General features: G+C 66.5%; 21 protein-coding genes. 14 read left to right on the top strand and 7 right to left on the bottom strand.

What is annotated here, in order from left to right; translation table 11 throughout:
- Positions 1 to 165: 165 nt before the first annotated feature.
- The 6 genes from BM287_RS16280 to BM287_RS16255 all read left to right on the top strand — a co-directional run bounded on the left by BM287_RS16280 (position 166) and on the right by BM287_RS16255 (position 5,608).
- Positions 166 to 921, top strand: a complete 756-nt coding sequence (locus tag BM287_RS16280; protein WP_244528411.1) for a carbohydrate ABC transporter permease — start codon at positions 166 to 168, stop codon at positions 919 to 921.
- A 32-nt stretch (positions 922 to 953) separates the two neighbouring features.
- Positions 954 to 1,979: a glycoside hydrolase family 130 protein gene (locus tag BM287_RS16275; RefSeq protein ID WP_090041776.1), complete on the top strand. Its 1,026-nt coding sequence runs from the start codon at positions 954 to 956 to the stop codon at positions 1,977 to 1,979.
- Entirely contained in the window at positions 1,976 to 3,046 is a 1,071-nt protein-coding gene (locus tag BM287_RS16270) for a glycoside hydrolase family 130 protein (RefSeq protein WP_090041779.1), read from the top strand. Before BM287_RS16275 ends, BM287_RS16270 begins: the two co-directional genes overlap by 4 nt.
- Positions 3,047 to 3,118: 72 nt before the next feature.
- Positions 3,119 to 3,460 carry a YciI family protein gene (locus BM287_RS16265; RefSeq protein ID WP_090041781.1) on the top strand — a complete coding sequence of 114 codons (342 nt, stop codon included), beginning with the start codon at positions 3,119 to 3,121 and terminating at the stop codon, positions 3,458 to 3,460.
- Between the two features lie 17 nt (positions 3,461 to 3,477).
- Positions 3,478 to 4,716, top strand: a complete 1,239-nt coding sequence (locus BM287_RS16260) for an RNA polymerase sigma factor (protein WP_090041784.1) — start codon at positions 3,478 to 3,480, stop codon at positions 4,714 to 4,716.
- 49 nt (positions 4,717 to 4,765) lie between these two features.
- Positions 4,766 to 5,608 carry an NAD(P)-dependent oxidoreductase gene (locus BM287_RS16255; RefSeq protein ID WP_090041786.1) on the top strand — a complete coding sequence of 281 codons (843 nt, stop codon included), beginning with the start codon at positions 4,766 to 4,768 and terminating at the stop codon, positions 5,606 to 5,608.
- Between the two features lie 233 nt (positions 5,609 to 5,841).
- Here BM287_RS16255 and BM287_RS16250 read toward each other — a convergent pair whose 3' ends face one another.
- Positions 5,842 to 6,747 carry an NAD(P)H-binding protein gene (locus tag BM287_RS16250; protein WP_090041788.1) on the bottom strand — a complete coding sequence of 302 codons (906 nt, stop codon included), beginning with the start codon at positions 6,745 to 6,747 and terminating at the stop codon, positions 5,842 to 5,844.
- A 66-nt stretch (positions 6,748 to 6,813) separates the two neighbouring features.
- Here BM287_RS16250 and BM287_RS16245 point away from each other — a divergent pair, with 66 nt between their 5' ends.
- On the top strand, positions 6,814 to 7,149 hold the full coding sequence (locus BM287_RS16245; RefSeq protein ID WP_090041791.1) for a metalloregulator ArsR/SmtB family transcription factor: 336 nt from the start codon (positions 6,814 to 6,816) through the stop codon (positions 7,147 to 7,149).
- A 64-nt stretch (positions 7,150 to 7,213) separates the two neighbouring features.
- Here the strand turns inward: BM287_RS16245 and BM287_RS16240 are convergent, their stop codons facing one another.
- Positions 7,214 to 8,347 (bottom strand): acyltransferase family protein, encoded by a 1,134-nt coding sequence (locus BM287_RS16240; protein ID WP_280140968.1) that lies wholly within the window; start codon positions 8,345 to 8,347, stop codon positions 7,214 to 7,216.
- A 115-nt stretch (positions 8,348 to 8,462) separates the two neighbouring features.
- Here BM287_RS16240 and BM287_RS16235 point away from each other — a divergent pair, with 115 nt between their 5' ends.
- Positions 8,463 to 9,104, top strand: a complete 642-nt coding sequence (locus BM287_RS16235) for a hypothetical protein (protein ID WP_090041795.1) — start codon at positions 8,463 to 8,465, stop codon at positions 9,102 to 9,104.
- A gap of 6 nt (positions 9,105 to 9,110) precedes the next feature.
- Here BM287_RS16235 and BM287_RS16230 read toward each other — a convergent pair whose 3' ends face one another.
- The gene (locus tag BM287_RS16230; RefSeq protein WP_139230715.1) at positions 9,111 to 9,401 is read right to left on the bottom strand and encodes a hypothetical protein; all 291 of its coding nucleotides are present in this window, start codon (positions 9,399 to 9,401) and stop codon (positions 9,111 to 9,113) included.
- 278 nt (positions 9,402 to 9,679) lie between these two features.
- Here BM287_RS16230 and BM287_RS16225 point away from each other — a divergent pair, with 278 nt between their 5' ends.
- Both BM287_RS16225 and BM287_RS16220 read left to right on the top strand, forming a co-directional pair.
- The gene (locus tag BM287_RS16225; RefSeq protein WP_211772999.1) at positions 9,680 to 10,492 is read left to right on the top strand and encodes an ABC transporter ATP-binding protein; all 813 of its coding nucleotides are present in this window, start codon (positions 9,680 to 9,682) and stop codon (positions 10,490 to 10,492) included.
- Entirely contained in the window at positions 10,485 to 11,252 is a 768-nt protein-coding gene (locus BM287_RS16220; protein WP_170857594.1) for an ABC transporter permease, read from the top strand. Before BM287_RS16225 ends, BM287_RS16220 begins: the two co-directional genes overlap by 8 nt.
- 67 nt (positions 11,253 to 11,319) lie before the next feature.
- Here BM287_RS16220 and BM287_RS16215 read toward each other — a convergent pair whose 3' ends face one another.
- Positions 11,320 to 11,748, bottom strand: coding sequence for a hypothetical protein (locus tag BM287_RS16215; RefSeq protein ID WP_090041808.1), 429 nt, complete (start codon positions 11,746 to 11,748; stop codon positions 11,320 to 11,322).
- 428 nt (positions 11,749 to 12,176) lie between these two features.
- Here BM287_RS16215 and BM287_RS16210 point away from each other — a divergent pair, with 428 nt between their 5' ends.
- Genes BM287_RS16210 through BM287_RS17675 form a run of 4 tightly spaced genes read left to right on the top strand, consistent with a single transcriptional unit; the run spans position 12,177 to position 14,626 of the window.
- Positions 12,177 to 12,491 carry a TIGR04197 family type VII secretion effector gene (locus BM287_RS16210; protein WP_244528399.1) on the top strand — a complete coding sequence of 105 codons (315 nt, stop codon included), beginning with the start codon at positions 12,177 to 12,179 and terminating at the stop codon, positions 12,489 to 12,491.
- The gene (locus BM287_RS16205; protein WP_090041813.1) at positions 12,488 to 12,850 is read left to right on the top strand and encodes a hypothetical protein; all 363 of its coding nucleotides are present in this window, start codon (positions 12,488 to 12,490) and stop codon (positions 12,848 to 12,850) included. Before BM287_RS16210 ends, BM287_RS16205 begins: the two co-directional genes overlap by 4 nt.
- A complete protein-coding gene (locus tag BM287_RS16200; RefSeq protein ID WP_090041816.1) occupies positions 12,841 to 14,154 on the top strand; it encodes a polymorphic toxin type 44 domain-containing protein in 1,314 nt (437 codons plus the stop codon). The genes BM287_RS16205 and BM287_RS16200 overlap by 10 nt, the downstream gene beginning before the upstream one ends.
- Before the next feature lie 7 nt (positions 14,155 to 14,161).
- On the top strand, positions 14,162 to 14,626 hold the full coding sequence (locus tag BM287_RS17675) for a hypothetical protein (protein WP_139230714.1): 465 nt from the start codon (positions 14,162 to 14,164) through the stop codon (positions 14,624 to 14,626).
- A gap of 394 nt (positions 14,627 to 15,020) precedes the next feature.
- Here BM287_RS17675 and BM287_RS16195 read toward each other — a convergent pair whose 3' ends face one another.
- The 3 genes from BM287_RS16195 to BM287_RS17980 all read right to left on the bottom strand — a co-directional run.
- Positions 15,021 to 15,407 (bottom strand): HepT-like ribonuclease domain-containing protein, encoded by a 387-nt coding sequence (locus tag BM287_RS16195; protein ID WP_090041818.1) that lies wholly within the window; start codon positions 15,405 to 15,407, stop codon positions 15,021 to 15,023.
- Positions 15,397 to 15,702 carry a nucleotidyltransferase family protein gene (locus BM287_RS16190; protein WP_090041821.1) on the bottom strand — a complete coding sequence of 102 codons (306 nt, stop codon included), beginning with the start codon at positions 15,700 to 15,702 and terminating at the stop codon, positions 15,397 to 15,399. The genes BM287_RS16195 and BM287_RS16190 overlap by 11 nt, the downstream gene beginning before the upstream one ends.
- A gap of 385 nt (positions 15,703 to 16,087) precedes the next feature.
- A partial coding sequence (locus BM287_RS17980; RefSeq protein ID WP_211772998.1) for a hypothetical protein occupies positions 16,088 to 16,280 on the bottom strand: 193 nt, incomplete at its 5' end.

Raw genomic sequence — 16,280 nt, 5'->3', positions numbered from 1 at the left:
GAGACCACCACGACGCCGCGCGGCGGAGGCCGCCGGCCGGGGCGGCGTCCCGGCCGAGGGCGCCGCGACCTGGGGACGCCACGCCGGCTGACCCGCGGACAGGCCATCCTGCAGGGCATCGTACTCACCATCGGCGCGATCGCCTTCCTCTTCCCCTTCTACTACATGCTGGTCGGGTCGTTGCAGAACGCGCCGGACACCTCCGTCGCCGGAGCCTTCCCCAACCCCGCGAACCTGACCCTGAACAACTATGTGCAGATCAACTCCCGCATCAACCTGCTCACCGGGCTGGTGAACTCCGGGATCTTCACCGGCGGCGTGCTGCTGTTCACCGTCGTGTTCGGCGTCCTCGCGGGCTACTCCCTGGCCGTGCTGCAGTGGAGGGGACGCGGCGTCACCTTCGCGCTGGCGCTGCTGGTGCAGACCGTCCCGTTCCAGCTGCTGATGATCCCGCTGTACGTGCTCATCGCCCGCAACTACGGACTCGCCGACAACTACCTCGGGATGATCCTGCCGTTCGCGATCAACTCGGCGGCCGTCCTCATCTTCCGGCAGTACTTCCTGCAGCTCCCGCGCGAGCTGTTCGACGCTGCACGGGTGGATGGCGCGGGCGAGTTCCGGCTGCTGTGGCGCGTCGCGCTGCCGCTCGTCCGGCCCGCTCTCGTGACGGTCCTGCTGCTGACCTTCATCGGCCCGTGGAACGAGTTCCTCTGGCCGTTCCTGATCACGAAGGAGGCGAGCCTGCAGCCGCTGGCCGTCTCGCTGGCGAACTACATCTCGACGGTGGCCGGCTCGACGGCGAACCCGTACGGCGCCATCCTCTCCGGCGCGGTGGTGCTGGCAGCCCCGGTCGTGGTGCTGTTCATCGTGTTCCAGCGCTACTTCACCTCGACCGACCTGGGCTCGTCCGTCAAGGGCTGAGTCGCATCCGCTTCTCGAACATCCAAGGAACCATGGACACGCTCCCCACCGCGCCCGCCGAGCACGACGCTCTGCTGGCCAGCTACCGCGAGGCGCTCGCGCACACGAACGCCCTCACCGACCGCATCTCCACCGACCAGTTCTCGGCGCACTACGGCGAGCGCCCCGGCTGGGCGATCGGACCGTTCGTCCGCGACGACGAGCTCACCTTCCGTCTGGAGGGTCAGTGGGACGACCCGACGGGGGTGGGATGGACGAGCGACTCGATCTTCAACCCGACGGTCATCGAGCGGGGCGACGAGCTGCACCTCTTCTACCGCGCGTCGCCGCGGAAGGAGTCCACGGCCAGCCGGATCGGCCACGCCGTGCGCCGCGACGGCGAGTGGCACGACTCCCCCGCCAATCCGCTGATCTACCCCACCTTGGCGAACGAGACGCTCGGCTGCGAGGATCCGAAGGTCTACGCGCTCGACGACGGCTACGTCCTGTTCTACAACGCCATCTGGCGCCGGGAGGACGGCACCATCGCGGTGGACATCCTGTCCGCCGTCTCCGACGACCTCGAGCACTGGGAGAAGCGTGGGCTCGTGGTTCCCCACGACGTTTCCGAGTACTGGGCGAAGGGAGCCGTCGTCCCGCGCGACGAGCACGGCCGGGCGGTGCGGATCGGCGGCGACTACCTGATGTTCCTCTCGGAGGGATGCGGTGGCCGCCCCACCATCGGACGGTCCTCGGACGGCCTGGACTGGCGGTTCGAGGTGCAGCCGTACCTCGACCTGTCGCCGCTGGCCGGCTCCCTGTTCGAGGTCGCCTGCGCTGTCGTCGCGGACGACCGCCTCGTGCTCGACTTCTTCTACGCGGACGAGGACGGCGATTTCGCCGCCGCCCAAGCGCTCTACCGTCTCGACGACCCGTTCGCCCAGCGAGAGCTCAGCCGGGGAGGCTCGCTCGCCTGGGGCGGCCTCCAGAGGCTGGGCGGTCGGTGGTCGTACGCGCAGGGCTGGGATGCGCCCGCCGGCCTCCGCGAACTGTACTTCTACCGGGAGGTGGACGCATGACCGCATTTCCGTATCGGCTCTCGCGCGCGGGCGTCATCATGACGCCTGCCCCCGGCGACCCGCTCGAAGCGGAGGGCGTGCTCAATCCGGCCTCCGGCCGCGGCCCCGACGGAGAGCTGTACCTGCTCCCCCGGCTGGTGGCCGAGGGCAACGTCTCCCGCGTGGGCCTCGCCCGGGTGGTGCTGGAGGCCGGCGTGCCGGTCGCCGTCGAGCGGCAGGGCGTCGTGCTCGAGCCCGACCGGCCGTTCGAGCGGGGGCGGACGAACGCCGGCGTGGAGGACCCGCGCACCACGTTCATCCCGTCGCTCGGACTGCACGTGATGACGTACGTGTCCTACGGTCCCCTCGGCCCCCGCACCGCGGTCGCCGTCTCGGACGACCTCCGCGCCTGGCGGAGGCTCGGGCCCGTCTCGTTCGAGTACGACGACGAGCTCGGGATGGACCTGAGCCTGTTCCACAACAAGGACACGGTCTTCTTCCCCGAGCCGGTCAGGGCGCCGGACGGCACCCCGAGCCTGGCCGTGTTGCACCGGCCGGTGTGGGACCTCGGCGGGATCCGGGCCGGGGAGGGCGAGCATCCACCCGCCGTCGCAGGAGGAGGAGAGACGCGGCCGAGCATCTGGATCGCGTTCCTCCCGCTCGCTGCTGTGCAGAGCGACCTCCGGGAGCTGACCCGCTGGCGGCAGAACCGGTTCCTCGCCGGTTCCGAGTTCCCGTTCGAGGAGCTCAAGATCGGTGCGGGACCTGCTCCCCGCCGCGTACCGGAAGGCTGGCTGCTGCTCCACCACGGCGTCACGGGCCGGCTGGAACCGGGAGTCGACCAGCAGAAGAACGTCAACTACTCCGCAGGCGCGATGATCCTCGACGCAGACGAGCCGTGGCGGGTGCTCGACCGTACGCGTGAGCCGCTGCTGGCGGCCGAGACCGAGGACGAGCGGAGCGGGATCGTGCCGAACGTGGTCTTTCCGACGGCGATCGAGACCGTGGACGGCCGCGACTGGGTCTTCTACGGGATGGCCGACTCGAAGATCGGAGTGGCGCTTCTGGAGCACGACGTGTCGAATTAGGGTCAGGCCGTTCGTGTAGACGGCGAGAACGCCATCCACTTCCCCGACCGGCGTCCGGAGAGGATCACCATCATGACCCAGTACCTGCTCAGCGTGTACCAGCCCGACGGCCCCATCCCGGAGCCGGAGGTGATGTCCCGGATCGAACGAGACGTGAACGCCGTGAACGCCGAGATGCGCTCCGCCGGCGTGTGGGTGTTCTCGGAGGGGCTGATGCCGCCGTCGTCCGCGACGGTGCTCCGGCCTGCGCACGGGGAGGTCCTGCTCACCGACGGTCCGTTCGCCGAGGGCAAGGAGCACCTCGGCGGCTTCACGATCGTCGACGTGCCCGACCTGGATGCGGCGCTCGAGTGGGGGCGCCGGGTCGCGCTCGCCACGACCCTGCCCATCGAAGTGCGTCCGTTCGCGGGCTGACGGACACCGACAGCCGCATGGACGAGGCCGCCGTCGCGCGAGAGTTCCGGGAGCAGTACGGCCGTGCCGTCTCCGTGCTGTACCGGAGCCTCGGCGACCTCGACCGCGCGGAGGACGCGGTGCAGGAGGCGTTCGCCGTCGCGGTCGAGCGCTGGCCGCGCGACGGAGTGCCGGCGCCGGCCGGATGGATCATCACCACCGCACGCCGCCGTGCCATCGACCGCCTACGGCGCGAGACGGTCGGCCGCGGCAAGGAGGCGGAGGCGGAGCTCGTGCGTCAGCTCACGGCCGAGCCGCCGGAGTCGTCGTCGGACGACATCCCGGACGACCGCCTGCGCCTCATCTTCACCTGCTGCCACCCGGCGCTGTCACCCGAGGCGCGCGTCGCGCTGACGCTGCGGCTCCTCGGCGGCCTCACCACCGCCGAGGTCGCCCGTGCGTTCCTCGTCCCCGAGCCGACCATGGCCCAGCGCATCTCGCGGGCGAAGGCGAAGATCCGCGATGCGCGCATCCCGTACCGCATCCCGTCGAGTCGCGATCTGCCGGCCCGGCTGGGCTCGGTGCTCTCGGTGCTGTACCTCGTGTTCAGCGAAGGATATGCGGCGAGCGCGGGCGACCGGCTCATGCGCGAGGAGCTGTGCGACGAGGCGATCCGGCTGGCGCGGGCGCTCCGCTCCCTCCTTCCGGACGAGGAGGAGGTGATCGGCCTCCTGGCGCTGCTGCTGCTGGTGGATGCGCGGCGGGCCGCCCGCGTGGATGCCGCCGGTGCCCTGATCCCGCTCCCCGAGCAGGACCGGGCCCTCTGGAACACCGAGCTGATCGCCGAGGGCCATGCTCTCGTACGCGCGTGCCTGCTGCGGGGACGGCCCGGTCCGTTCCAGCTGCAGGCCGCCATCCAGGCAGTGCACGATGACTCCCCAACCGCTGAGGAAACGGACTGGCAGCAGATCGTCGCCCTCTACGACCAGCTGCTGCGCGCCTCCCCCACGCCCGTCGTGGCGCTGAACCGAGCGGTCGCGGTCGCCGAGGTCGATGGGCCGGAGGCGGGACTCGCGGCGATCGAGCCACTGCGCGAGGAGCTGGAAGGCTTCTACCTGCTGCACGGTATCCGGGCGGGACTTCTGCTGCAGGCGGGACGCGGCGAGGAGGCAGCGGACGAGTACGGGGTTGCCGCCTCCCTCTGCGGCAGCGAGCCGGAGCGGGCGTTCCTGCTCCGTCGCCGCGACGCGGCGGCGGGCGGGCCGGCGGCGGGCTGATCCCCCGCCCCCCTTCCTCCCGCTCGGTGCGAGGCGCACAGTGGGGTGCATGGACATCGCCTTCCTCGGGCTCGGACGCATGGGTCGCGAGCTGGTCCCCCACCTGATCGACGCGGGCCATCGCGTCACCGCCTGGAACCGCTCCCCGGGCCCGACCGAGGCCGTCGGCCGGCGCGGAGCCCGGATCGCCGCAACCGCCGCGGAGGCCGTCGAGGGGGCGGAGGTCGTGGTCAGCGTGCTGTTCGGTCCGGAGGCGGTCCGCGAGACGATCGTCCAGCCGTCCCTCCCGATTCCCCCGGGCGCCCTCTGGATCGACCTCACGACGGTGGCGCCCTCGGACGCCGCCGAATTCGACGCCTGGGCGTCCTCGACCGGGGTGCGCTACGTCCACTCCCCGGTGATCGGCTCCCTCGCTCCCGCCCGCGCCGGCCGCCTGGCGGTGCTGATCGGCGGCCGGAAGGATGCCGTGCGCGAGGCACGCAATGTCGTTATCCTCTGGGCCGACCCCGACAAGCTACTCACCTTCGACTCCCCCGCACAGGCCGCCGTGGCGAAGCTCGTCGCCAACCTGGCCCTCGCCATCTCGACCGAAGCGCTCAGCGAGACCCTCCGGCTCGGCACGACGGGAGGACTCTCCGCCGACGAGGTGCTCTCGGTGCTCCCGCTCACGACGATCGCCTCCATCGCCGGGATGAAAGGTCCCGTGATCGCCTCCGGCGACTTCGGCGACACCCAGTTCTCGGCCGCCCTCCTGGCCAAGGACCTGCGCCTGATCCTCGCAACGGCCGATAGTCCGCTCCCCGCGGCCGCGCTCGTCGCCGCCGAGCTGCACCGCGCCATCGACGCCGGCCTCGGCGAGAGCGACTTCTCCGTCCTGGCCCGAGACCGCTAGCTGCGGCCCCGTCCCGGCCGGCCCGTCCCGCCCGGCCCGTCCCGTCCCTCCCCTTCCGTCCCGCCCCCGTCCCCTTCCCGCCGAAGTGCTCGTTGTTGCAGTCGACACGCCGTGCGACCGCGCAACAACGAGCACTTGGGCGGGGCCCGAGGCTCGAGGCGGGCGGCGCGGCGCCACGGCGGCCCGGCGGCGCGGCGGCGCGGCGACCCGAGGCCCTGCGGCCGCGCCGCGGCCTACGCTCGCCGCGCGGTCCACCACCGCGCAGCACGCAGGTCGCCGAGACCGAACCCTCCGACGGGCAGCGCCGCGCGGATCCGCTCGTCGTCGAACGCCCGCGATGGGCGGAGGTCCGCGGGAAGCTCGGGGGCGGGCGGTGCAGCTTCGCTGACGCCCTCCGCCAGCATGCGGGCCTGCGCCTTCGCCACGAGCGGGACCACCATCGTCCACTCCGTCAGCTGGGCGAGCGCCTGGATCGTCCAGACCGGGATCGGAAGGAACACCGGCCGGCGTCCGGCCACCCGAGCGATCTGCCTCACAGCCTCGCCGAGTGTCAGCTCGTCGGCCCCCATGACGGCGACCGTCGGCTCCGGGATGCGACCCTCCAGGGCGGCGCGCAGCACGTCGACCGCATCCTCGACCGGCGTCGGGCGAACCGTCCGCTCATGAAACCCGACCGTTCCGAAGACGGGCAGCGTCCGCACGGCCCGGGTCACGTGGTCGACCATATGGTCGCCCGGACCGTAGATCATGCCGAACTTGAGGATTGTGTGATCCAGTCCCGAGTTCCGGATCAGCTCCTCCGCGGCCCACTTGGTCTCGTGGTAGGGCGATCCGCAGTCGGGCCGCGCCCGAAGGAAGCTGACCATGACGATCCGCTTCACCCCTGCCCGCCGTGCCGCCTCGACGACCGCGCGCGTCCCGTCGACGTGCACACTCTGGAACGTCTGGTCGCCGATCTCCCGATTGATGCCCGCGCAGTGAGCGACCGCATCGCAGCCCGCGAAGGCCGCTGCGAGCGCATCCACGTCGTCGATCCGCACGCCGGTACGCCGGGACACCACGACCGTTTCCGCCGCGTCGAGGCTCTGAGCGAGGTGTCGCCCGACGAATCCGGTACCCCCGGTGATGGCTATACGCACGTTGCACTCCTTCGCTTATGAGCAAGATAGCTAAACACTATCTAGCTATAGTGCTATATTGCAACCATGACCGACAGCGCGACCGAGATCTTCGCCGCTCTCGCCCACCCGACCCGGCGTCAGATCCTGCAAGACCTGAAGGACGGCGAACTCCCCGCCGGCGAGATCGCCGCGCGCTTCAGCGCCACCGGTCCGACCATCTCGCGCCACCTCGGCGTGCTCCGCCAGGCGGGCCTCGTCGCCGAGCGCCGCGACGGGAACCGCATCCTCTACTCCCTCGTCACGGATCGGCTCGCGCTCTCCGTCGGCGACTTCCTCTCCACGGTCTGCCCGGAGCAGATCGTGCTGCGCGAGGTCCGCAAGCGCGGCCGCGGCCGCACGCCGGCCTCCGCGGAGGCCTGAGCTCAGGACCGATCGCGGGCCCGTTCCCCTCGCGCGAATTCCTGCCTGCTCTGCGAAGCGCGGGCTATTCCTTCGCGTCGACGAGGGCGCGCTCGCGGGCCGGGACAGCCTCACCGGCGCGCACCGAGCGTGCGATGCGTTGCGACAGCCGGTGGATGGGCCGCTCGGCTGCGAAGTAGAAGCCCGTCGCAACGGCGATGGCGACGACGGCGGTCACCACGGCAGGGACGAGTCCCGTCCCCATGAGGAATGCGACGGCGATCATGATGGGCCGGTGGACGAGATACAGGCTGAAGGAGATCGTCCCGAGGAAGAGCAGCACCCGCGTCGTGAGGAGGCGACTCAGCGGTCGCCATTGGGTCCCCAGGACGACCAGGAGCACGATGCCCACCAGCACAATCGGTATCGTGGCGACCCGGGCAGGGATACCGTGATGCTCCAACGACCGGCCGAGGACGAAGTAGGACGTCATCGCCGTGACAGCGAGGACCGTCAAGACCACGCCGGCCGGATGCGCATACCAGCGACCGCTCGTGAGGAAGCGAAACGCCCGTGTGACCCGGTCCCAGTACTGCGCGAGGAGCGCCCCGAAGAAGAACATCGGCAGGTAGCTGGTCGCGAGGTCGCCGTTGGCCCACCCGAGCAAGCAGACGGCCAGCGCGATGATGGATGCGGGGATCGGGTACCGCCGGACCAGGAGCAGGTAGGCCGGCAGAGCGAGCGAGAACACGACCTCCCACTGCAAGGACCACAGCGTGCCGATGGCGTTGCTGGTTCCGCCGAGGAGGGTGGCGTCGTGAAGGATGTCTGTCAGCGAGTAGGTGGTCGGCAAGCCGGCGATCTGTGGTGAAGCACCAGGCTGCACCGTGTGCGGAAGAAGGACGTAGCCCAGCCACGCGAGCACAATCGCGCCGAGCACGGGACCGTACAACCGAACGATCCGGCTCGGGTAGTACGCCGGCCACGAGAACTCGGGACGTGTCGCCGCCTTCACCAGGACGAATCCGGACAGAACGAAGAACAAGAAGACGGCCTCAGCGCCGAGCCACACGACGTGGAGCGGCGAGAAGATCAGGAGGTTGGCGAGCGGATTCGCGGCGGGCTTGAGGTAGACGCCGTCTTGCAGAGTCGACCAATTGAGCGCGAACACGTGATAAAGCAGAACCGACACTGCGGCCAGGCCGCGAAGCGCGTCCAGTTCTCGATTACGGATGAGTCACCTCCCGGGTGGCGGATCAAATCCATAGACTACCCGTTCCGCTCCGGGCCGCGCGGAGAGGGTGGCTTGTCCATCTGCCAAGATCGACGTTGCAATGGAGAAGACAGACCCTCACCACTCGGAGTTGCCGGCGTCGGACGCTGCAACCTCCCTCGGCCGTCCACCCCTGCCCGGATGGACCATCGCCGGGATCCGGGCCGGGCGGGCACTCGTCGTCGTCACCATCGCGGCGGTCGTCACGAGCTGGCTGACTCATCCATGGTGGACAGCACAGGGATGGGATCCGACGGGGTCCCCGAGAAATTGGCTCCCCAACGTCACTCTTGGACTCCTTCTCTTCACCGCGCTCTTCGGTCAGTGGATCTGCGGGCTCGCGGCATCCCCGCAATCGTCGTGGCGGGACGGCGACGAATTGGTCGCCCAAACCGTCATCGGTCGTCGCCGGATCCGGCTGCCGCGTGCCCTCATCATCCGCTTCCGGGTCCTCGGACGATCGGGAACGACCTACGGAGCGTTCGTGGTCGATCGCCGGTGTCGGCTCCTGGTGCTGGCAGGGCTGTTCTCCGTCGGAGGCCGATCCAGGGTCGACCGACTGGTCGGGCCACGCACAACGGACGGACTTCTCAGAGCGGGTGGCGAGTATCTTCTCGGCCTGCTCTGGTTACTGCTCACATGTGCCGGTGTGCTTGTGCTTGTCGGATTCGCCGCTTGGGCGATCGGGATGCTGCCCGCCTGAAGCGGGTCAGCCGGCGTGCGCGTCGACACGGCGGGTTTCTATCGAGCCCTGCCGCGCTAGGCGCACCAAGAGGAGGATCACGAACACATCCACGGTCACCAGCAGAGCAATGGACACATTGGCGGTCAGCCAGAAGAGGCCGTCGTTCGGCAGAAGCTGGCTCGGGTCGAAACCGTGCAGTTCCGTCCGGGCGGCGGCCCCATCGTCGGCGATCGACCACAGGGCGTAGAACAGCCCGATGGCGAGATTGAGCAATCCGAGAAGAATCGCTGTTGCAATGACCATCTGTCGTCCCATGTGGAGGCTCTCCAAGTCGTCGGATGTGATTCATCGTCGACGTCAACGGTCGCACCGGTCTCCGCCGCCATGCTCGTCACGAAGCTGCGCGCGCACATCGATCATGTTCGCATGCGTGAGATTCACGATGTCGCACTGCCGGTCGGCGGCGACCCGGACGCACCACGACCCGCCTCATCCCCGGTGCTCGGGACCCTGCCGCTTCCCACGACCGTTTCTCATGAGATCCATAGGGTTCGGTCATCGCCCGACCGATCAGGTGCCGCCACACTGGCGTTGTGAGTGAATCGGATCAACCGCCATCTACACCGGAAGCCGTCCCGCCGCGATCACCAGCGTTGCAGGTCGACGACCTCACTGTCGCCTATCAGCAGCGAACCGCGGTCCGCGGCGTCAGCTTCGAGATCGAGAGGGGCGAGATCTTCGGCCTCCTCGGCCCCAACGGTGCGGGAAAGACGAGCACGCTCAGCGCGATCGAGGGGCTGGTGAAGCCCAGGTCGGGGCAGGTGCTGGTGGATGGCGTCGACGCGCGCAAGAATCCGCTGGATACGAAAGCGCGCCTCGGTGTTCAACTGCAGACGTCCAGTTTCCAGCCGGAACTGAGCATCGAGCAGATCGCGCGGCTCTACGGCGGCCTCTACGGGGTGCGGCTGACACGCGACAGGATCGCAGACAGCCTCCAAGCCATCGGGCTGGAGGAGGACAGGGGCAAGCGATTCAAGCAGCTCTCCGGAGGTCAGCAGCAGCGGCTGGCTCTCCACATCGCGACGATCCACGATCCGCTCCTGCTGCTGCTCGACGAACCGACCGCGGGGCTCGACCCGCAGTCGAGACGAGGCCTGTGGCGCCGCATCGAGCAACTGCGCGGGGAGGGCAGCAGCATTCTTCTGACGACGCACTCGATGGAGGAGGCTCAGGCGGTCTGCGATCGTGTCGCGATCATCGATCATGGGACTCTGCTGACGCTCGGCACCCCAGCCGACCTGATCGCGAAACACCAGAACGATCCGCGTGTCCTCGAAGTCGCCCACGGGGCAGTGACGCTGGAAGATGTCTTCATCGGGCTGACGGGAAGTGAGATCCGTGACTGAGACCGCCTTCGCCCGCCCCCCGATCGGCCTCGCACTCCGCTCGCTGCTCCGCGCGGACACGATCGTGCTCCTCCGAAGCACTGTCGCGACCGTTCTGAGTCTGGTCCTTCCCATCGTGATCCTGATCGCCACAACGCTGGGGAAGGCCGGATCCCGGCTGGGCTCGCCAGCCATCATCATCGGGCTGGCCCTCACCCTCGGCCTGATCACCTCCTGCCTCCTCGGTTACAGCCTGACCCTCGCGCATGACCGGGAAGTGGGCGTCCTGCAACGGCTCCGTGTGAGCCCGGCGCCGACATGGACCATCATGACCAGTCGACTCTGCGTGCAGATCGCATCCAACCTCATCGCCTCCATCATTGTGGTCACCGTCGGCGCCGCCCTGCACGGTTTGACTCCGAGTCCTGGTCAGTATGCATTGGCCCTCGCCGTCGCCGTCCTCGGCGCCGCCATGTTCCTCTCCATCGGACAGGCGCTGGTCGCACTGGTGCCCTCGACGACCGCGATCAACGCGATCGGCCGGATCCTTTTCGTCATCCTGGTCCTGCTCGGGCTCGTCGGCTCTTCGGGCATCCTCGGCGACACGATGAAGTCGATCGCGGCCTGGTCCCCGGTCGGAGCACTCATGACGTTGTTCTCCGACGCTCTGACGGGAGCCGGGTGGGCCGATCAGGATGGGTACGCACTCATTGCGTGCCTCGGCTACGTCGTCGTCTTCGCGTTCCTCGGTATCCGCTGGTTCCGTTGGGAGACCCACTGAGCCGGCGACACGGAGTCACGTCCTCGGGACGGGGACGATCTACGTGGCGGCAGCGTTATGCGTCGTTTCAGCCCTGGCCCTGATCCCAGAGCCGCCAGCCGGCCTTCGTCTGGCGGTAGCAGAACGACCACCCTTCGGTTCCACCCTGGTCGGTGCCATCGAGGCCGGTATCCGTGGTGATCGAGTACCCCATGCACTGGCCATCGTCGCCGGAGCGGCCGAGAAACGTATACGAGAGCAGCCTCGGGCGGTCGCACCACGCCGTCGTGTTAGAGGTCGTGAGAGCGCGGGTCATCCCGCAGTCGGTGTGCTTCGCCGCCTCCATGTAGGTATGCGCGGTCGAGGAGAGTGTCGCGCCGGCGCCCGGGACCGGGCCACGCGGGACCGGAGCAGCCGACAGCGCATTCAGAAGCGCGAGTCCCCCCGCCAGCATCCCGCACAGTCCGAAGACGATCGCGAGGGCGATCGGAGGAGTCTTCCACCAGGACTGCGCCATGCTACGAACTTAGGGGCTCAGCTTCGGAAGTCGGTAGGGCAGCGCGCCGCGACCATCCCTGGATTCGTGGAACGTCGAAAACGCATCCCGGCGGGATCGGAAACTCCTGCCAGGTTTATCAGCAGCAGAATTCGGGACGATCAGCGGGGCAAGGCCGAAGAAGAATGGGCCGACGGAACTGATCTCTTCAGCGCGCCATGCGCGTCCTCCATGAGATGCATCTGGCTGACCGCCCAACGATATACGGACAAAGAGTGCGCAAACGCCCGGAAGTTCTGTCACGATCCGCACTCAGCCTCGTCTACGTAGTTGACGAGACATCCCCAATAGCGCACTCTCCGCCATGCGAGCAAGGGAGCGGCCCGCGCGTTCGATGACGAACGAAAGGGATTTTCTTGCAGGGCTGTCCGACGAGTGCCTTGGCGTCCATGTCACATCAGATCGAAGAAGGAGCGGATATGTCTTCAGGGAAGATCAGTTCGAGTACCGCCGATGCCGATGCCGCTGTTAATGAGCTGGTGAGTATCGACACATCCGGGTATGCCGACCAGCAGGTCAGCTTCGGTTCCACCAGCGGCATCCCTGGGATGAGCGCGGGCCGTGATGTCACGAACCAGATGTTCCAGACGGTCAGCCAATTCTGTGCCGCCGTGTTGGGGCAAGCGAACAAGTTCCCGGAACTTGCCAGCAGTATCGAGAAGCGTGATGTTGCAGACGCCGAACGATGGGAGGACGCACGGTGAGTGGCGATAGGAGCGCGAATGAACGTTTCGAGCTGACCGCTCAGATCGCGCGGATCGAACAGCGAGAAGACGAGTTCTCCGAACTTCGGAACAGCTACCAGCGCTCGCTGGAGACCTTTCACGAACAGTTCCATTCGGTGGCCCGCCGAAGGGAATCGTCACTCCACGAGAACCTGCGGTCTGGCAGTATCGCCGCGCACCGAGAGCTCGAGGCGCGACAGGACCTTCTGTTTCAGGTTGACCGATACGTTGAAGAGTCGGTCGACGAGCTTGAGTGGGCGAGTTCGCAGGTGCGGCAGTCCCTCGATGATGAAAGACAGAGACTGATTCGCGATAAGGGTGCGTTGCCATGGGAGTGAAGTTCGACGTCGCTGATTCGACCAACCTCATCAGCGCCATGCGCAACAACCTCACCAACGTGAACGCGATCATCGATCGCCTACATGCCGGGTCACGGCATCTGATCGGTCAGCTCGATGCTGGCGTGCTGCAGGGGGCCGCATTCACGGCCGGGCGGGGCCTGTTCTGTGAACTCATCATCCCGGCGATCACGAAACTCAGCCAGGCTGTTGACGATCTTCAGGCTGAGCTTGCGTCGTACGAGTACGCACACTCCGTTGTGGCGGAGGAGGGTGACCTTGACCATGACGACCTCAAACAAGCCCTGCGGGATTCAGAAGATCAACTCCGGCTCATCGAACAGCAGATCGAACAGAACAAGGATCTATTCACTCAGGCGAACGGTCTGTACCCGGGCTTTGACGACACGGGCAACTTGATGCATCAGAGTCAGGTACTTGAGCAGCTCAAAGCGCAGGTCGGAATCGAGATTGACCTGCTTGAAAAGAAGATCGCGAAACTTGAGTGGTTCGTGGCCGACGTCTCGAACTACTTCTCTGACAGCTTGCAGGTCATGAAACTCGCCACCCAGGCCGCTACTGAGCTCAACAAGGTTGCGGTCGAGACCGATGGCAGCTACTACACGAACGGCGTGAACCTTCTGCTCATTCAAGCGCTGCTTGAGGCCAAGATTTCCACCAACGACCACGCTCCTGACGCCGACGGCGTATACCACTCGTTGGAGTTTGCCTCGAACCTCAGCTACGACAAGCTCCTGGAGTGGCTCGCCTCCGAAGAGGGGCAGCAGCTGCGTTGGCTCGCGCTTGAGGACCCCAGGCTGTTCAACTCCATGCTTCGAAACGCCATGGTGTACAAGGTCGACGGTAACCCGGTCGGCGCCCTAGGTGCTGCCTTGGACTATTTGAAACAGCACGGCTGGGTTGCTTTTGCAGGCGGTGAGATATTTCTTGAGAAGTTCAAGACCTGGGGTGATTGGGACATGAAACGCTACCTGGATGAGGAGTATCACCCGGCACCCGGTGCCTTCGACCTCCGCGACGAGCAGGGAAGGGATGTCCGGTCGGATGTTTTCGGAAATGTGAATTACGGCATCATGCTCGGCCTCTGGGGCGTCGACCTCGAGACCGCGCTGAAGGGTGCGAACAGCGGGAATGCCGCCGGAGTCAACGCAGGGGTGAACCACGATGAGCTGGATGATCGAGCCGTAGCGTTCGGTTTCGAGCTGTATAAGAAATATCCGAACGGGACACTCACCAAAGAGAAGTATTTCGAGGAGTTGGCGAATGCGAAGCTGTTCGAGTAGACCGCCAATGCGAAAGTATTTGGGTAGATCGGGACTGCTGCTTGCCGCAGCAGTCATGTGTTTCTCACTCGCAGGGTGCTCCGCGCCCCTATTCAAAGAGGTAATTTCCTGGGACGGCGGAACCCTCTACAACGAGAAGCATCACACCAGGACAAAACCTACCCAGCCGATGTCCTTGGGGCTAGATCCGAACGGCTTTGGCTACGCCGAAAACATTCCACAGGGGCATCCGAAACTGGCCGATAACGTGTGTATCGAGGTTTCCACTGAGAAGCGCTATACCGGCTCCGTTACGTGGCGGAAAGTGGATGATTACAGCTTCGAAATCACATTCGCCAACTCCAAATACACCCTCACGGACGGCTACGGAAAATTCTCCGCAGACTGGTCGGAGGCGCGCATCTACAACTGCAACCCGGGCATCGAATATTGGGCCATGTATGACGTGCTCTCCCGGGAGCGCGGCACCTGACCGCGCCCGCGCCCATCCCAGCCGACCGCGCGAAGTAGGGATTGCCCACTGCGCCGGCGTCGACCAGGTCGATCCCGCGACCCACTTGTCGCCGAGCACGGACCCGAAAATGCGAAGCCGTTCGACTCCATGTGCTTCGCACGAGCGGACGATCGCCTGCGCATCTACTGGCACGGCGGTGATCATGGCGAAATTGTGGACCGGGGGCTTCTCGCCACCTCGCGGTGTGTGGTGCGCCCCCAGGGACTTGAACCCGGATACGGGCCGCCGAAGGGGTCCGTACGCGTGAAAATCCGCGGAATTACGCGCCATTTGGTTGACTAGAGCTCGTTTGGGTCTCACACGACCTCAAGCGGTTGTGGGCAAATGTGGGCACGCTGGAAAAGTCTTGGGCCTACGCGCTTGGGCCGGCATCGTCTTGGAGCGACAACTCCGTCTCATCGACTTCGGCGAGCAAGCTTTCGAGCACTGGGATCAGCTCGGGGAGGTCGTCCGTCAGGATCTCCCACACTCGCTGCTGATCCACCTGCGCATACGCGTGCACAAGGATGTTTCGCGTCCCGATGATCGCGTGAACGTTTGGGATCCGAGCCGCTGTCTCAGCGTCCGCCGAGCGCAGATTCTTGAGCGCCTCACCGAGGATTTCGAGTTGCCGTTCGACGGCGGCTTGAAGCACCCAGTCGCCCAGATACTCGGCCTGCCCGTGACCCTGTTCGACGGATGCGGCTTTCGTCGCGGCCTCGCGCGCATCCCAAAGGAACGCCGGCGACTCAGGCAGCATAGAGCTCCTCGGCACTGCCGAAGGCCGACCGCGCGAAGTAGGGATTGCGTACGGCGCCCGCGTCGACCAGGTCGACGCCGCGGCCCACGATCCGCTCCAGATCTTCCTTCAAGTCGAAGTAGTCGTGGAACAGGCCACCGCGTCCGGGCAAGAAGTCGACGAGGAAATCGACGTCACTCGTCTCGCGGTCAAACTTGTCGCCGAGCACCGACCCGAAGATGCGAAGCCGCTTGACTCCATGTTCTTCACACGCGCGAGCGATCGCATGCACATCGACTGGGACCGCGGTGATCATGGCACGAATTATCCCACGCCCCCGATTTCCGCGCACGCTGCGGCGAAGTACACGAGAACGAGTACGGAAAAGTTCCCGTGGTTAACGGCGAGGAGGTCACCATCTGGCGAAGTGGCAACCCAGGATTTCGGCGAGCCGGAACATCGACGGCGTGAGCCGTCTGTACGGCGTGTTTAGCGGCGATCGCGTCGCTATCGAGCAGCGACGAAATCAGATGTGGGCAGATGGGGGTTATAGGCCAAAAAGAGTGGATGGGATCTTGATCTGGCCGCGTGATTACGCGGGAGGATCGGGGTGGTCATGGTCCGCGATCCTTAGTCGTGGACCTTCCCGTGAATCAGACCTCCTGCATGGTATGCGGGACACAGCTGGTGAAGAATGGCCGTCACCCGTCCGGGACGCAACGCTGGCGGTGCCGGAACTGCGGGGCGTCCTCGGTGCGTCGCCGGGCCGACGTGAGCCAGCGGGAGCAGTTGCGCCGGTTCCTGACCTGGCTGACCGGGAAGGCGTCCCAGTCCGAGCTCACCGGGGACAGCGGGCGCACCTTCCGCCGCGCAACAGCCTGGTGTTGGCAGTTG

This window comes from Leifsonia sp. CL147, from assembly GCF_900114565.1.
Classification (GTDB): Bacteria; Actinomycetota; Actinomycetes; order Actinomycetales; family Microbacteriaceae; genus Leifsonia.
The sequence above is the reverse complement of the archived record's forward strand: the minus strand, read 5'-3'. Positions and strand labels throughout refer to the sequence as shown.